This is a genomic window from Micromonospora sp. NPDC018662, assembly GCF_044391475.1.
In the GTDB taxonomy this organism is placed as follows: Bacteria; Actinomycetota; Actinomycetes; order Mycobacteriales; family Micromonosporaceae; genus Micromonospora.
In genome coordinates, this window is sequence record NZ_JBISAC010000007.1 from 188483 (window position 1) to 203420 (window position 14938).

13 protein-coding genes are annotated in these 14938 nt (G+C 74.1%); 7 read left to right on the forward strand and 6 right to left on the reverse strand.

Translation table 11 applies throughout. The features are described 5' to 3' along the window. Positions 1 to 154: 154 nt before the first annotated feature. Together ACH495_RS20910 and ACH495_RS20915 are read right to left on the reverse strand one after the other, a co-directional pair. Positions 155 to 1159 carry an aldo/keto reductase gene (locus tag ACH495_RS20910; RefSeq protein ID WP_396859386.1) on the reverse strand — a complete coding sequence of 335 codons (1005 nt, stop codon included), beginning with the start codon at positions 1157 to 1159 and terminating at the stop codon, positions 155 to 157. Further along, the gene (locus tag ACH495_RS20915) at positions 1156 to 1545 is read right to left on the reverse strand and encodes a MerR family transcriptional regulator (RefSeq protein WP_396859387.1); all 390 of its coding nucleotides are present in this window, start codon (positions 1543 to 1545) and stop codon (positions 1156 to 1158) included. Before ACH495_RS20915 ends, ACH495_RS20910 begins: the two co-directional genes overlap by 4 nt. Before the next feature lie 107 nt (positions 1546 to 1652). On the opposite strand from ACH495_RS20915, the gene ACH495_RS20920 reads away from it, so the two are divergent. From ACH495_RS20920 to ACH495_RS20930, 3 genes are read left to right on the forward strand one after another with little or no spacing between them, the layout of a single operon-like run. Beyond that, complete coding sequence (locus ACH495_RS20920; protein ID WP_396859388.1) at positions 1653 to 2381, forward strand: ABC transporter ATP-binding protein; 729 nt, start codon at positions 1653 to 1655, stop codon at positions 2379 to 2381. After that, a complete protein-coding gene (locus ACH495_RS20925; RefSeq protein WP_396859389.1) occupies positions 2378 to 3133 on the forward strand; it encodes an ABC transporter permease in 756 nt (251 codons plus the stop codon). The genes ACH495_RS20920 and ACH495_RS20925 overlap by 4 nt, the downstream gene beginning before the upstream one ends. Then, positions 3130 to 3726, forward strand: coding sequence for a TetR family transcriptional regulator (locus ACH495_RS20930; RefSeq protein WP_396859390.1), 597 nt, complete (start codon positions 3130 to 3132; stop codon positions 3724 to 3726). The genes ACH495_RS20925 and ACH495_RS20930 overlap by 4 nt, the downstream gene beginning before the upstream one ends. Positions 3727 to 3775: 49 nt before the next feature. Here ACH495_RS20930 and ACH495_RS20935 read toward each other — a convergent pair whose 3' ends face one another. Both ACH495_RS20935 and ACH495_RS20940 read right to left on the reverse strand, forming a co-directional pair. Next, positions 3776 to 5557 (reverse strand): ABC transporter ATP-binding protein, encoded by a 1782-nt coding sequence (locus ACH495_RS20935; RefSeq protein ID WP_396859391.1) that lies wholly within the window; start codon positions 5555 to 5557, stop codon positions 3776 to 3778. Further along, a complete protein-coding gene (locus ACH495_RS20940) occupies positions 5554 to 7428 on the reverse strand; it encodes an ABC transporter ATP-binding protein (protein WP_396859392.1) in 1875 nt (624 codons plus the stop codon). Before ACH495_RS20940 ends, ACH495_RS20935 begins: the two co-directional genes overlap by 4 nt. Positions 7429 to 7624: 196 nt before the next feature. On the opposite strand from ACH495_RS20940, the gene ACH495_RS20945 reads away from it, so the two are divergent. The 3 genes from ACH495_RS20945 (at position 7625) to ACH495_RS20955 (ending at position 11275) form a co-directional block, all read left to right on the forward strand. Continuing rightward, positions 7625 to 8254 carry a TIGR03085 family metal-binding protein gene (locus ACH495_RS20945; RefSeq protein ID WP_396859393.1) on the forward strand — a complete coding sequence of 210 codons (630 nt, stop codon included), beginning with the start codon at positions 7625 to 7627 and terminating at the stop codon, positions 8252 to 8254. Between the two features lie 126 nt (positions 8255 to 8380). After that, positions 8381 to 9331, forward strand: coding sequence for a terpene synthase (locus tag ACH495_RS20950; RefSeq protein WP_396859394.1), 951 nt, complete (start codon positions 8381 to 8383; stop codon positions 9329 to 9331). 117 nt (positions 9332 to 9448) lie between these two features. Further along, positions 9449 to 11275, forward strand: a complete 1827-nt coding sequence (locus tag ACH495_RS20955; protein WP_396859395.1) for an AMP-dependent synthetase/ligase — start codon at positions 9449 to 9451, stop codon at positions 11273 to 11275. A gap of 41 nt (positions 11276 to 11316) precedes the next feature. Here the strand turns inward: ACH495_RS20955 and ACH495_RS20960 are convergent, their stop codons facing one another. Then, positions 11317 to 12624 carry a low temperature requirement protein A gene (locus ACH495_RS20960; RefSeq protein WP_396859396.1) on the reverse strand — a complete coding sequence of 436 codons (1308 nt, stop codon included), beginning with the start codon at positions 12622 to 12624 and terminating at the stop codon, positions 11317 to 11319. Positions 12625 to 12697: 73 nt separating this feature from the next. Next, positions 12698 to 14149 carry a PLP-dependent aminotransferase family protein gene (locus tag ACH495_RS20965; protein ID WP_396859397.1) on the reverse strand — a complete coding sequence of 484 codons (1452 nt, stop codon included), beginning with the start codon at positions 14147 to 14149 and terminating at the stop codon, positions 12698 to 12700. A 59-nt stretch (positions 14150 to 14208) separates the two neighbouring features. On the opposite strand from ACH495_RS20965, the gene ACH495_RS20970 reads away from it, so the two are divergent. Beyond that, positions 14209 to 14841, forward strand: coding sequence for a YitT family protein (locus ACH495_RS20970; RefSeq protein WP_396859398.1), 633 nt, complete (start codon positions 14209 to 14211; stop codon positions 14839 to 14841). Positions 14842 to 14938 lie beyond the last annotated feature (97 nt).

Here is a 14938-nt window from a genome sequence, read left to right on the forward strand (position 1 = left end):
CGACGACGGGCCGGTCGGCGGCCTGCCGGAGGCGGGCGGCCCAGTCGTCGAGGAAACCGGTATCGGACAACGGAGCGGGACCCACGACGCCATGGTGCCGGACGTCCGATCTTGGCGCAATGACCGATGCCGGACCCCGTGTCCGCTGCGGAGGTCAGTGCCCGACCGTTCGCATTCCTGCCGGTGTGTACCTTTCTCCGGCGACCGCGCCCGCGGGCACCACCCCGCCGAGCCGGTCCCGCTGCTCCGGGGTGAGCCGCAGGTCCGCCGCGCCGGCGTTCTCCGCCAGGTGGCGGACCCGCGTGGTGCCGGGGATCGGCAGCACGTCCTCGCCCTGGGCGAGCAGCCAGGCCAGCGCCGCCTGGGCCGGGGTGCAGCCCAGCTCGGCGGCCACCGCGCGGACCGCCTCGACCAGCTTCAGGTTGACGTCGAGATTGCCGTCGGCGAACCGCGGCACGGTGCGTCGCCAGTCGTCCTCGGCGAGCTGCTCCCGGCTGGTGATGGACCCGGTCAGCAGCCCCCGCCCGACCGGCGAGTATGCCACCACTGACACGCCGAGTTCCCGGCAGGTGGCCAGCATCTCCCCCTCGACATCGCGGCTGAACAGGGAGTATTCCATCTGGACCGCCGCGATCGGGTGCACCGCGTGCGCCGCCCGCAGGGTGCCGGGGCTGACCTCGGAGAGGCCGATCAGCCGCACCTTGCCGGCCCGGACGAGCTCGGCCAGCGCGTCGACGGTCTCCTCGATCGGGGTGTCCGGGTTGCGCCGGTGCAGGTAGTAGAGGTCGATGGTGTCGACGCCGAGCCGGGCCAGCGACGCGTCGCAGGCCTGCCGGGCCCAAACGGCGCTGCTGTCCACGAAGGCGCCCGGGCTGCCGGTGCCGCCGAAGCTGTCGCCGCCGGCACGATTGCCGAACTTGGTGGCCAGGAAGACCTCGTCGCGCCGGGCCCGGACGACCGGGCCGAGCAGCCGCTCGTTCGCCCCGAGGCCGTACATGTCGGCGGTGTCGAGGTGGTTGATGCCGAGATCGAGGGCCCGGTGCAGGGTCCGGGTCGACTCGGCGTCGTCGGCGCCGCCGTAGGCGAAGCTCATGCCCATGCAGCCCAGCCCGATGGCCGAGACCTCCGGGCCGGTCGCGCCCATCCGTCGCGTGATCATGCCAGTTCCTCCTCTGCCTGCCGGTAAAGATCGATCTTGTGGTCGAGCGCCTTGAGGTCCTCGGTCAACTCGGCCATCCGGGCCAGCACGCGGGCCCGGTGCGCCTCGAACAGCGCCCGCCGGGCGCCGAGCGTGCGATCGCCCTGCCGGGCCAGCTCGGCGTAGCGGCGCATGTCGCGCACCGGCATCCCGGTCCGGCGCAGCCGGATCAGCAGGAACAGCCAGTTCACGTCCGCCTCGGTGTAGCGCCGGCGGCCGGCGGAGTCCCGCCCGACCGGCGCGACGAGGCCCTCCTGTTCGTACCACCGCAGCGTGTAGGTGGTCAGGCCGACCCGCTCCGCCGCCTCGCCGACGCTGAGGCTCTTCTCCCGGATACCGATGTCCACCGATCCAGGCTTCCAGTTCGAGCCCACTCGAAGTCAACAGCTATTGCCGGGTCGGTGGAATTCACCTACCGTTGATTTCAACAGTTGATGAATTGTCGGAGGCGGACATGGACGACGACGCGGTGTCGGTCCGTGACCTGGTGGTCGACCGGGGTGGGCGGCGGGTGCTGCACGGCATCAGCTGCGCCGTGCCCCGCGGCACGGTCACCGGGCTGCTCGGGCCCAGCGGCAGCGGCAAGACCACGCTGATGCGCGCGGTGGTCGGCGTGCAGACGGTCGACGCCGGCACGGTCGACGTGCTCGGCCGACCCGCCGGCACGGCCGAGCTGCGCCACCGGGTGGGTTACCTGACGCAGGCGCCGAGCGTCTACGCCGACCTCACGGTCCGGGAGAACGCCCGCTACTTCGCCGTACTCCAGGGTCGGGGCCGCGCCGAGGCGGACCGCGCGGTCACCGACGTCGGCCTGGGCCAGGCCGCCGACCAGCTCGTCGGCACGCTCTCCGGCGGCCAACGCAGCCGCGCCTCGCTCGCCTGCGCCCTGGTCGGCGAGCCGGAGCTGGTCGTCCTCGACGAGCCCACGGTCGGCCAGGACCCGGTGCTGCGCGCCGACCTGTGGGCCCGGTTCCACGCCATGGCCGCCGCCGGCACCACGCTGCTGGTCTCCAGCCACGTGATGGACGAGGCGGCCCGCTGCGACCGGCTGCTGCTGATCCGCGAGGGCCGGCTGGTCGCCGACGACACCCCGGCCGCGGTCCGCGCCGCCACCGGCGTGGACGACCTGGAGGAGGCGTTCCTGCGCCTGATCCGCGACGGCGAGTCGGAGGACGCGTCGTGACCGGGCGGATCCTGGCCGCCACGACCGGGCGGATCCTGCGCCAGCTCCGGCACGACAAGCGCACCGTGGCGCTGCTGCTCGTGGTGCCGGCCGTGCTGCTCACGCTGGTCTACTTCATGTACGTCGACCAGCCCACCCCACCCGGTGCGCCGAGCACGTTCGACCGGGTCGCGCTGATCATGCTGGGCTTCTTCCCGTTCATCATCATGTTCCTGGTGACCAGCATCGCCATGCTCCGCGAGCGCACCACCGGCACGCTGGAACGGCTGCTCACCACGCCGCTGGGCAAGCTGGACCTGCTCTTCGGCTACGGCATCGCGTTCGGCCTGGCCGGGGTGCTCCAGTCCACCGTCGCCTCGGTGGTGGCCTACCGGGTGTTCGGGCTGGACACCGCCGGCAGCGCGTGGCTGGTGGTGCTGATCGCCGGCGTGAACGCGGTGCTGGCCGTGGCGCTGGGCCTGTTCTGCTCGGCGTTCGCCCGCACCGAGTTCCAGGCGGTGCAGTTCATGCCGGTCGTGGTCGCCCCGCAACTGCTGCTCTGCGGGCTGTTCGTGCCCCGCGGCCAGATGGCCGGCTGGCTCCAGGCCGTCAGCGACGTGCTGCCGCTGTCGTACGCGGTCGAGGCGCTCCAGGAGGTCGGCGCGCACGCCGACCCGACCGGCACCATGTGGCGTGACGTGGCGATCGTGGCCGGCGCGGCGGTGCTCGCGCTGGTGCTGGCCGCCGCGACGCTGCGCCGGCGCAGCGGATGAGCCCACGGCGCACCGGGCGGCGGCCCGGCAACCCGGACACCCGGGAGGCGATCCTCGCCGCGGCCCGGGACGCGTTCGCCGAGCGCGGCTTCGACGCCACCACGATCCGGGCGGTCGCCGCCGCCGCCGGCGTGGACCCGGCGCTGGTGCACCACTACTTCGGCGCCAAGGAGGACCTCTTCCGGGCGGCCATGGCGTTCCCGGTGGACCCGGCGCGGCTGCTGCCGACGGTTCTCGCGGGCGGGCCGGAGGGCATCGGCGAGCGGCTCGTCCGCACGTTCCTCGAGGTATGGGACTCGCCGGTCGGCGCCGCGGGGGTGGCGTTGCTGCGCTCGGCGGTGAGCAACGAGTGGACCGCCCGCCTGCTGCGGGAGTTCCTGGTCACCCAGGTGCTGCGGCGGGTGCTCGACCACCTCGAGGTCGACCCGGCGGAGCTGCCGCTGCGTGGCGGGCTGGTGGCGACCCAGCTCGCCGGGCTGGCCCTGATGCGGTACGTGATCCGCCTCGAACCGATCGCCGGCGCCGAGCCGGCGACGCTGGTGGCCGCCGCCGGCCCGACGGTCCAGCGCTACCTCACCGGCGACGTGCGCTGATCTACTGGGGACCGAACGTGCACGATCGCGGGAGTTCGGGGTGGCCAGATCAGCGGGTCTGCTCCAGCCACGAGGCGTAGAGCAGGGCGTAGACCGAGTCGGTGTCGCGCACCAGCTCCTCGTGCGGGCCGCGCTGCACGATCCGGCCCCGGTCCACCACGATCACCTCGTCCGCCGCCTGCGCGGTGGAGAGCCGGTGCGCGATGGCCAGCGTGGTGCGCCCCCGGGTCACCGCGTCCAGCGTGCGTTGCAGGCGCACCTCGGTGGCCGGGTCGACCGCGCTGGTCGCCTCGTCCAGCACCAGCAGGTCCGGGTCGGCCACGTACGCGCGGGCCAGCGCCACGAGCTGCCGCTCGCCGACGCTGAGCGCCTCGCCGCGCTCGCCCACCGGGGTGTCCAGCCCGGACGGCAGCCCGTCCAGCCAGTCGGCCAGGCCCAGCTCGGTGAAGGCGGCGGTGAGCCGCGCGTCGGACAGGTCCGGCCGGGCGAAGCGGACGTTCTCCCCGACCGTGGCGTCGAACAGGAAGCCGTCCTGCGGCACCATCACCACCCGGGCGCGCAGCGAGTCGAAGCGCACCTGACGCAGGTCGACGCCGGAGAGCAGCACCTCGCCCTCGGTCGGGTCCATCAGCCGGGTGAGCAGCTTGGCGAACGTGGTCTTGCCGCTGCCGGTCTCGCCCACCACCGCCACCCGGCTCTTCGCCGGGATGTCCAGCGTCACGTCGTGCAGCACCGGGGGCCCGCCCGGATAGGCGAACGTCACCTGGGCGAAGCGGACGTCGAGCGGACCGGCCGGCAGCTCCCGGCCCCGCTCGCCCGGGTCGGCCACGTCCGGGGCGACGTCCAGCACGTCGAGCACCCGGCGCCAGCCGGCGATCGCGTTCTGCGCCTCGTTGAGCACCTCGGTGGCGATCTGCACCGGCTGGATGAAGAGCGTGACCAGGAACAGGAACGCGGTGAGCTGACCGACCGACAGCGTGCGGTCGACGCCGAGGCTCACCCCGACCACCACCACCCCGGCCAGCGCCAGGCCGGCGGCCAGCTCACCGACCGAGCTGCCCAGGATGCTGATCCGGATCGCCCGCTGCTGGGCCACCCGCTGCCCGTCGATCGCCGTGTCCAGCCGGCGGGCGGTGCGCCCGGCGATCCCGTACGCCCGGATCACCGGCGCGCCCACCACGCTCTCGCCGATCGCGCCGAGCAGCGTGCCGGTCCGCTGCCGGACCAGCCCGTACGCGCCGGCGAGCCGGCGCTGCAACTGCCGGATCACCAGCACCGCTGGCGCGAACGCGACGAGCACCACGAGCGTCAACTGCCAGGAGTACGCGAGCATCACGGCGGTGGTCACCAGCAGCTGCCCCAGGTTGACGATGAGGATCACGCCACCCCACTGGAGGAACTGGGTGATCTGGTCGACGTCGCTGGTGACCCGGGAGACCAGCGACCCGCGCCGCTCGGACTGCTGGTGCAGCATGGACAGGTCGTGCACGTGCCGGAACGCGCGGGTGCGCACGCCGGCCAGCGCGGTCTCGCTGACCGTGAACAGCCGGCGCATCATCAGGTAGCCGCAGGCGGTGGTGACCACCAGCACGCCGACGGTGACCGCCACGGTCAGCGAGATGACGTTCAGGTCGAGCCCGCCGACGATGCCGTGGTCGATGCCGCGCTGCACCGCCACCGGCACCGCCACCCGGCCGACCATGTAGACCAGCGCCAACGCCAACGTGCCGGCGAGCCCGGTCTTCAGCTCCGGGGAGAGCGCCAGCCCCCGCCGCAGCGTCCCCCAGGTCGACTCGGTCGCCTCCGCCGCCTCGGCCGTGCTCGCGCTCACCGGTCCACCTCCATCTCCAGGCCGGAGGGCACCGGCGTGACCTCGTCGTACGTGCGGTTCTGTTCGCGTTCCTGCTCGGCCTGCTCGTACGCGGTGACCAGGTCGGCGTACCCGGGCACGGTGGCCAGCAGCTCGGGGTGGGTGCCGCGGGCGACCACCCGGCCCTGCTCCACGTAGATCACCTCGTCGGCGAGCGCGATGGTGGCCCGCCGGTAGGCGACCACCAGGATCGACGCGGGCGCCCCACCATCGGTGGGCGCGCGCAGGCCGGCCAGGATGGCGGCCTCGACCCGCGGGTCGACGGCGCTGGTGGCGTCGTCGAGCACCAGCAGCCGGGGACGGCCGGCGAGCGCCCGGGCCAGCGTGAGCCGCTGCCGCTGCCCGCCGGAGAGCGAGGTGCCCCGCTCGCCGACCATGGTGTCCAGCCCGTCCGGCAGCGCGGCGACGAAGCCGTCCGCCTCGGCCAGCCGCAGCGCGGCCCACACCTCGTCGTCGCCGATGCCGGCCCGGTCGAGCGTGATGTTGGCGCGGACCGTGTCGTCGAAGACGAACGGCACCTGGGCCACCAGCGCCACCGTGGCGGCGAGCGAGGCGGCGGTCAGGTCCCGCACGTCGACGCCGTCCAGCGTGATCCGGCCGGTCCGCGGGTCGACCAGGCGCACGGCCAGCGACGCGATGGTGGACTTGCCGGCGCCGGTCGGCCCGACCAGGGCGACCGTCTTCCCGGCCGGCACCGTGAACGTCACCTCGCCGAGCACCTCCGTGCCGGGCAGGTGCGCCTCGGCCGGCTCGTAGCCGAAGTGGACGTCGGAGAAGCCCAGCGTGGCCGGCTCCCGGCCGGTCGGGTCGAGCGTCACGTCGCCGTACGGCATCTCGCCGGTGGCCTCCAGGACCCGGCTGACCCGCTCCCAGCCGGCGACGCTGCGCGGCAACTCGGCCAGCACCCAGCCGATCGCCCGCACCGGGAAGGCCAGCACGGTGAACAGGAACGCGACGCTGACCAGCTCGGTCACGGTGATCGCGCCCTGTTGGAGCCGGACCGCGCCGACCACCAGCACGGCGAGCGTGCCGAGGCTGGGCAGTGTCTCCAGCATCGGGTCGAAGACGCCGCGCAGCCGGCCGACGGAGATCAACGCGTCGCGCAGCTCACCGGCGCGGGCCGCGAAGCGGGCCGTCTCCTGGGACTCGCGGCCCATGGTCTTGACCACCAGCGCGCCGTCGAAGCTCTCGTGCGCGATGCCACTGACCTCGGCCCGCAGCCGCTGGGCGCGGGCCTGGCGGGGCGCCATCCGGCGGGAGTAGACCACGTTGAGCGCGAACAGCGCGGGGAAGACGGCGAGGCCGACCAGGGCGAGCGCCCAGTCGGTGACGAACAGCGAGGCCACGGCGCCGACCAGCATCACCAGCGTGCCGACCGCGAACGGGAGCGGCGCGATCGGGTACCAAGCGGCCTCCACGTCGGAGTTGGCGTTGGACAGCAGCGTGCCGGTGGAGTTGCGGTGGTGCCAGGCCAGCGGCAGGTCCAGGTAGCGGCGGGTGACCCGGCGACGGTAGGCGGCCTGGAGCCGGTACTGCATGTAGCCGGCGCCGAGCCGCCGGCCGAAGATGCCGACCACCCGCAGCACGCTGATCCCGAACAGCGCCGACGCGGCGAGCGCGAGGGCGCCGCCGGCCACCGCGCCGCGTTCGACCGCCGGCACCACCACGTCGCCGACCACCGCGCCGATCACGTACGCGCTGGCGATGACGAGGAGGCCGAAGAGCACGCTGCCGCTGACCGCCACCGCGAAGATCCGCGGTTGCTCCCGGATCGCCCGGCCGAGCACCCTGAGCCCCTTGCCGAGCACGTCCCGACTTGTCCCGCTCGCCACGCTCTCCCCCGCCGTAAGCCACCTTTTTCTTCCCCATCCTTACCGCTCGCCGCCACCTCCGCCGACCCGGACGGGATATGTCCGACGTCACGTTCCCGCGAATCGCGGGACCGACGGCGGGCGGCGGCCGGTCGGCCCGGGGACGCCGCGCCGGTCATGGCGCGCCGATCCGGCCGGGCGGGCCTACGATCGGGCCATGCCGCGGTACGCCCGAGCGGAGCGCGAGGCGCTCGCCGACCTGATGCTGGAACTGGGACCGGACGCGCCGACGGTCAACGAGGGGTGGACCACCCGTGACCTGGCGGCGCATCTGCTGGTGCGGGAGCGCCGGCCGGACGCGGCCGGTGGGATCCTGCTGCCGCCGCTGCGGGCCCACGGCGAGGCGGTCCGCCGCCGGGTCGCCGCCGGCCCGTACGCCGACCTGGTCGCCCGGGTCCGCCGGCCGCCGGTGTGGAGCCCGGTGAGCAACCCGCTCACCGACGAGCTGGTCAACGGCCTGGAGTTCTTCATCCATCACGAGGACGTGCGCCGCGCCCGGCCCGGCTGGCATCCGCGCGACCTGCCGGTCGGGCAGCAGGCGGCGCTCTGGAAGCGGGTCGCCCTGCTGGCCCGGACGACACTGCGGCGTTTTCCGGCCGAGGTGCTGGTGCAGGCGCCGGGCCACGGGGAGCTGCGGGTGGGTCGGGGCGGTGAGCGGCTGCGGCTGGTGGGCGCGCCGGGCGAGCTGGTGCTGTTCCTCACCGGCCGGCAGCGGGTGTCCCGGGTCCAGGTGGAGGGTCCGGCCGGCCCGGCGGACCGGCTGCGCGCCGCCGAGCTGGGATTGTGACCCGCAGTAGGCGCGTGGTGACCGACTTATGATGAAAAATCCTCCAGCCAGTGACGAACACCGATGCATCCTGCCGTACGCTCCTGCCCGCCGCCCGGCCTCGCGGGCGACGGACAGGGGGCACGGATGCGTGGCTTCGCGCTCTCGGCGCTGCACGAACCGCCCTTCCCGGCGCGGCGGCACCCCGCCGTCGAGCGGGTCACCGTGGAGAGCGCCGACTGGGCACGCGACCTCGGTCTGGTCGGTGACCCGGCCGGGCGCCTCCGGCTGGCCGGTGCGCACGCCGCGGAACTGGCCGCCCGGGCCGGCCCGGAGGCGTCCCCGGTGGGCCTACGCCTGCTCACCGACCTGATCAACTGGCTGTTCGTGGTGGACGACGCCTGCGACGACGACGGCCTGGGCACCGACCCCACCCGGCTGGCCCCCACCGTGGCGGCGCTGCTGAGCGTGCTGGACCGGCACGGCGACCCGGCCGCGCCCACCCCGGCCGGCGCCGGCCCGCTCGCGGTGGCGTTGCACGACCTGTGCCGCCGGGCCCGGGACGCGCAACGGCCCGCGCTGCTGCTGCGCCTGGTCAGCCAGTTGCGCGAATATCTGCTGGCGCTGCTTTGGGAGGCGGCCAACCGGGAGCACCGGCGGGTGCCCGGGGTGGCCGAGTACGTGCAGATGCGCCGGCACACCGGCGGCGTACGGCCCAGCTTCACGGTGACCGACCTGACCCACCCGGCGCGTCCCGGCCCCGCCCGGCGGGCCGATCCGGCGCTGGCCGCGCTGGACTCGCTCGCCACCGACCTGGTCTGCTGGTGCAACGACCTGTTCTCCTACGGCAAGGAACGCGGCGTCGCCCCACCGGCGCACAACCTGGTCACCACGATCGCCGGCGAGACCGGTCAGGACGAGGCGGCGGCGCTACGCGCGGCGGCGACCCGGTTCAACGCGGCGCTGGCGGCGTACGCGGAACGGGACGCGGCGCTGGCCGTCGCGGCCGACGACGGGGTGCGCGCGTTCCTGGCCACCCGCCGGGACTGGATCCGGGCCACCTACGACTGGTCCCGCGCCGCCGCCCGGTACGCCTGAGCCCGAACCCCGGCCGATCCGCACTAGCCGCTGCCCCGGTGCAGGCAATACTCTTCGGTAACCGCAGACCGGCGTGACCCCCGTCACGTCCCTCCACCCCTGAAGGCGGCTTCCACGATGGCTCTCGATGTACCGTACCGTTCCGTACCGGACATGTTCCTCAAGCGCGTGGCGGACTCCCCCGACCGGCACGCCTTCGCCCACCCCGCACCCGACGACTCGGGCCCGGTCTGGTTGACGTGGGAGCAGGTCGGGCAGCGCGCCAAGGCGATCGCGGCCGGGCTGCACGGGCTCGGTGTGGGCCTCGAGGATCCGGTGGCGATCCTGGCCAACACGCGGCTGGAGTGGGTGCTCGCCGACTTCGGCGTGATGTGCGCCGGCGGGGCCACCACCACCGTCTACCCCACCACCGAGCCCGAGGAGGCGGCGTACATCCTCGCCGACTCGGGGTCGCGGGTGCTGTTCGCGGAGAACCCGGCCCAGGCCGCGAAGGTCGCCGGCGCGGAGCTGCCGGCGCTGACCCACGTGGTGCTTCTCGACGGCGCGGCCGACCCGGCGGCCACCGTCGAACAGCTCACGCTCGCCGAGCTGGAGGAACGCGGCACCGCCGCGCTGGCCGCCACGCCCGGCCTGATCGACGAGCTGGTCGCCGGCATCGGCCCGGACCACCTGGCCACCCTGATCTACACCTCGGGCACCACCGGCCGGCCCAAGGGCGTGGAGCTGCTGCACGGCGGGTGGTGCTGGGAGGGCGTGGCGCAGGCCGAGCTGGGCCTGCTGCGCGTCGAGGACCTGCAATACCTGTGGTTGCCGCTGTCCCACTCGTTCGGCAAGACGCTGCTCTGCGGCGCCACCCACGTCGGGCTGCCCACCTACGTCGACGGCCGGGTGGACAAGCTGGTCGAGCTGCTCGGCGTGGTCCGGCCGACGCTGATGTGCGGCGCCCCCCGGGTCTTCGAGAAGGTCTACAACAAGGCGGTCACCACCGCGCAGGGCGCGGGCGGCGCGAAGGCGAAGATATTCGGCTGGGGGGTCGCGGTCGGCAAGGAGAAGGTCGCGCTGGAGCAGGCCGGCAAGCCGGTCCCGGCCGGGCTGCGGATGAAGTACGCGCTCGCCGAGAAGCTGGTCTTCAGCAAGCTCCAGGCCCGGCTCGGCGGCCGGATGCGGGTCCTGGTCTCCGGCGCGGCGCCGCTGAGCAAGGAGATCGCCACCTTCTTCGCCGCCGCCAACCTGCCCATCTCGGAGGGGTACGGCCTCACCGAGACCAGCGCCGGCGCGTTCGTCAACCCGCCGGACGGCCTCAAGATCGGCAGCGTGGGCCGGGCCATGGGCGACCTGGAGTGCCGGATCGACACCGACGGCGAGATCCTGGTCCGCGGCCGGCCGGTGATGCGCGGCTACCACAACCTGCCCGGGGAGACCGCCGAGGCGTTCACCGACGACGGCTTCTTCCGCACCGGCGACATCGGCACGCTCGACGACGACGGCTACCTGCGCATCACCGACCGCAAGAAGGACCTGGTCAAGACGTCCGGCGGCAAGTACGTCGCGCCGTCGCACATCGAGGGCATGTTCAAGGCGATCTGCCCGTACACCTCGCAGGCGGTGGTGATCGGGCAGGCCCGCAACTACTGCACCATGCTGGTCACGCTGGACCCGGACGCGATCGCGGCCTGGGCCGTCGGCACCGACCTCGAAGGTCGCGACTACACCACGATCGTCACCTCGCCGCAGGCGCGGACGATGGTCGAGGGCTACGTGGACGAGCTGAACGCCAAGCTCAACCGCTGGGAGACGATCAAGAAGGTGACGATCCTCCCCCGCGACCTGACCATCGCCGACGGCGAGGTCACCCCGTCGCTGAAGATCAAGCGCCGCAGCGTGGAGACCAACTTCGCCGGCGAGATCGACAAGATGTACGAGGGCACGCTCGCCGAGCTGTGAGCTGCCCCCGGCGCGGGACCGGCCCCGGCGGCCCGCGCCGGTCACAGGTGTTCCCGGCGCCACCGGCTCTGCTCGGCCTCGGCGGCCAACTGCTCCTCCAGCGCGAGCTGACGCACCCGGCGGCGGCGGCCGTCCTCGCTGCGCGTCTCCCAGGTGACGCCGGCACCGGCGAGCACCGCCAGCACGCCCAGCGCGGCCACCTCCGGGACCCGGAACGCGAACGGGCCGACCGCGACCAGCGCCGCCACCGTGACCAGCAGCGGACGGTGCAGCTCGCGCACCGCCAACCACCAGCAGCCGGCGATGCTGAGCAGGTAGAGCGCCACCCCGCCGAAGAGGACGCTGCCCCAGAAGCCACCCAGCGCCCATCCCCAGGGCGGGGTGGCCGGGTCGGCGACCTCGGCGAGCAGGTCCTTGAGGCCGAGCGCGTAGAGGATCGTCCCGGTGACCATCGGCAGGTGCAGGAACGTGTAGACCGAGCGGCTCAGCCGCAGCCGGGCGTCCCGGTCCCGGGCGTGGTGCAGCGCCTGCTCCAGCGCGAACGCCAGCGTGTCGAAGTACGCCCACCACAGCGCCGCCACGATCGCGATGCCGAGCAGCGCGGCCACCGCCACCGGGCCGGTCAGCGGCAGTCCGGTCTTCGGGCCGAGCCCCAGCGCGATGATCGACTCGCCGAGCGCGACCAGCACCATCAGCGCGTGCCGTTCCGCCCAGTGCCCGGCCGAGACCACCACCCACCAGTGCCAGGCCACGGTGGTGCCGACCACGTACTCGACCAGCACCGCCAGCGTCCAGAGCGCCAGTTGCAGCCCGACCGCGAACCGGCCCTCGGGCAGCCAGGCCCGGACGGCGCCGGCGACCACGAGCAGCACGGTGGCCACGACCGGCACCAGGACGCGCAGCAGGAACCGCCGGCGCCGGGCCGGGTCGGCCCGGTCCACCCGGCCGAACACGGTGAGCTGGGCCATCCGGATCACGAAGTAGCAGCCGGCGAAGACCAGCGGGCCGGGCAGGCCGCCCGGGCGGTCCTGGAACGCGCCCGGCGCGCTGAGCACGAGCAGGAACGTCGCCGCCACGGTCACGAAGCCGACCAGCGGCAGCATGCCCTGGTCGGCGCGGCAGGCGTTGCCCACCCGCGCGAAGCCGGTCCACGACCACCAGAGCAGCGCCAGCACCAGCAGGAAGCGGTAGAGGTTGGCCGGGGTCAGTTCGGTGGCGGTCAGCGTGGTGACGCTGAGGAACGCGAAGACGAAGACCAGGTCGTAGAAGAGCTCCAGCCGGGTGGTGCGGGAGCCGGGCGCGGCGGCGCGGAGCGCCCACGACCAGCGGGCGTCGCTCCGGTTCCCCACCCGGGCAGTCTGCGGGCCCGCCGCCGGGCGGGGATCCGGTTCGGCCGGCAACCACCGGAACGGGCACTGTCGCTCAGGCGATGACGCTCGGCTCCCGCCACTGCGGCCGGCCGGCCCGGTCCAGGTCGTAGCGGACCGCGGCGAGCCGCCCGACCGCCTCCGCCAGCTCCGCGGCCGGCAGCGTGAACGGCAGCCGGAGGAACCGCTCCAGCGTGCCGTCCAGGCCGAACCGGGGACCGGGCGCCAGCCGTACGCCGACCTCCTCGGCCGCCCGGGCCAACGCGCTGGAGATCGGGCCGTCCAGCTCGGCCCAGAGCGTGACGCCGCCGCGCGGCACCCGGAACCGCCAGTCGGGCAGTCGGTCGGCGAGCGCGGCGACCAGCGCGTCCCGCTGGCCGGCGAGCTGGGTCCGGCGGGCCGCCACGATGGCCGGCGCCTGGGCCAGCAGGTGCACCGCGACGAGCTGGTCGAGGACCGGACTGGCCATGTCCACGCCGACCCGGGCCGCGGCCAGCCGCTGCACCTGCGGCGCGGAGGCGCGTACCCAGCCGATCCGCAGCCCGCCCCAGTAGGGCTTGCTCATCCCGCCGATGCTGATCACCCGGGAGTGCCTGTCGAAGACGGCCACCGGCGGCGGCAGCGGCGTGCCGTCCAGCGGCAGGTCGACGAAGGACTCGTCGACGACCAGGTCGGTACCGGCCGCGTGGGCCGCGCCGACCAGCCGCTCGCGCAGGTCGGCCGCCATCAGGTGACCGGTCGGGTTGTGGAACTCCGGGATCACGTACGCCAGCTTGGGCCGGGTCTGCCGGAGGCTGCCGAGCAGCAGGTCGGCGTCCCAGCCGTCGTCGGAGAGCCCGTGCGTGGCGATCCGGGCCCGCCGGGCCGCGAGCGCGGCGAGCGCGTTGGGGTAGGTGGGCGACTCCACCAGCACCCCGCCGCCGGGGGACAGCGCCAGCCGGAGCACCAGGTCCAGCGCGTGCTGGGTGCCGCTGGTGACCATGATCTGCTCGGGGCTGGTGGGGAGGCCGCGCTCGGTGTAGCCGCGGGCCACCGCCTCGCGCAGCTCGATGATGCCGGTGGGGTGGTAGCCGGCGCCGCCGAGATAGCGGGGCAGGTCCTCGGCCGCCGCCCGGGCGGCGGGGACGAGCTGCGGCGGGGCGGAGAGCGCGGCGACCCCGAGGTCGATCATGTCCCGGTCGTCGAGCGGCGTCCAGAGTCCGGTGCTGGCCACCCGGTGGGTGCCCGGCAGCATGGTCCAGCTCCCGGCCCCGCGTCGGCTCGCCAGGTGGCCACTCTCCCGCAGTTCCCGGTACGCGGCGGTGACGGTGGTCCGGCTGATCCGCAGCGCCTCGGCCAGTTCCCGCTCGGCCGGCAGGCGTACCCCCAGGGGCAGCCGACCGTCGGCGAGCAGGCCGCGGACGGCGGCGGCGAGCGCGACGTAGTCGGGGCTGCGACGGCGGCCGGGCAGCGCGTGCCACTGGCCGAGCAGCCGCGCCAATTGGACACCGCGCACCTGGCTGGTCATGGCCACTCCTCCCTGATTGGCCTCTCCGGCTCCGCCAATTGGACCCTAGGGTGGCATGCATGGCACAGCTTGGCAATCTCCGGCACCGGCCGGCACGGCGGCTCACCCAGCTCTACGCCGGTCTGGTCCTCTACGGGCTCAGCATGGCGCTGATGGTCCGGTCCGGGCTCGGCCTGGACCCGTGGGACGTGTTCCACCAGGGGCTGGCCCGGCAGACCGGCCTCTCCTTCGGCACGGTCACCATCGCCGTCGGCGCCGTGGTGCTGCTGCTCTGGATCCCGCTGCGGCAGCGCCCCGGGCTCGGCACGATCAGCAACGTGGTGGTGATCGGGCTGGTCGTCGACGGCACCCTGACCGTGCTGCCGCCGGGCGAGGGCCTGCCGGTACGCGCCGCGCTGCTGGTGGTCGGCATCGTCGCCAACGGTGCCGCCACCGGCCTCTACCTGGGCGCCGGGCTCGGCCCCGGACCGCGCGACGGCCTGATGACCGGCCTGGTCGCCCGCCGCCCGCGCCTGTCGCTCCGGCTGGTCCGGACCGCCATCGAGGTCACCGTGCTCGCCCTCGGCTGGCTGCTCGGCGGCACGGTCGGTCTCGGTACGGTGGCCTACGCGCTCGCCATCGGGCCGCTCGCCCAGTTCTTCATCCCGATCTTCGCGATCCCGGCCCGACCGGTCCGCGCCTACGCTGCGTGAGCGCGTTCGGGCCGACCGCCACCGCGCGGGCCGGCCCGGAGCGCGCTGAGCTGCGACGACGCACGGCGGCAAAACCAGGTGTTTTCTCCGCCGTCGC

What these genes read in the sequence shown, in the direction of transcription:
- ACH495_RS20910 (WP_396859386.1), bottom strand. Translation starts at nt 1,159, where the DNA reads ATGATCACGCGACGGATGGGCGCGACCGGCCCGGAGGTCTCGGCCATC.
- ACH495_RS20920 (WP_396859388.1), top strand. Translation starts at nt 1,653, where the DNA reads ATGGACGACGACGCGGTGTCGGTCCGTGACCTGGTGGTCGACCGGGGT.
- ACH495_RS20930 (WP_396859390.1), top strand. Translation starts at nt 3,130, where the DNA reads ATGAGCCCACGGCGCACCGGGCGGCGGCCCGGCAACCCGGACACCCGG.
- ACH495_RS20945 (WP_396859393.1), top strand. Translation starts at nt 7,625, where the DNA reads ATGCCGCGGTACGCCCGAGCGGAGCGCGAGGCGCTCGCCGACCTGATG.
- ACH495_RS20950 (WP_396859394.1), top strand. Translation starts at nt 8,381, where the DNA reads ATGCGTGGCTTCGCGCTCTCGGCGCTGCACGAACCGCCCTTCCCGGCG.
- ACH495_RS20955 (WP_396859395.1), top strand. Translation starts at nt 9,449, where the DNA reads ATGGCTCTCGATGTACCGTACCGTTCCGTACCGGACATGTTCCTCAAG.
- ACH495_RS20965 (WP_396859397.1), bottom strand. Translation starts at nt 14,149, where the DNA reads ATGACCAGCCAGGTGCGCGGTGTCCAATTGGCGCGGCTGCTCGGCCAG.
- ACH495_RS20970 (WP_396859398.1), top strand. Translation starts at nt 14,209, where the DNA reads ATGGCACAGCTTGGCAATCTCCGGCACCGGCCGGCACGGCGGCTCACC.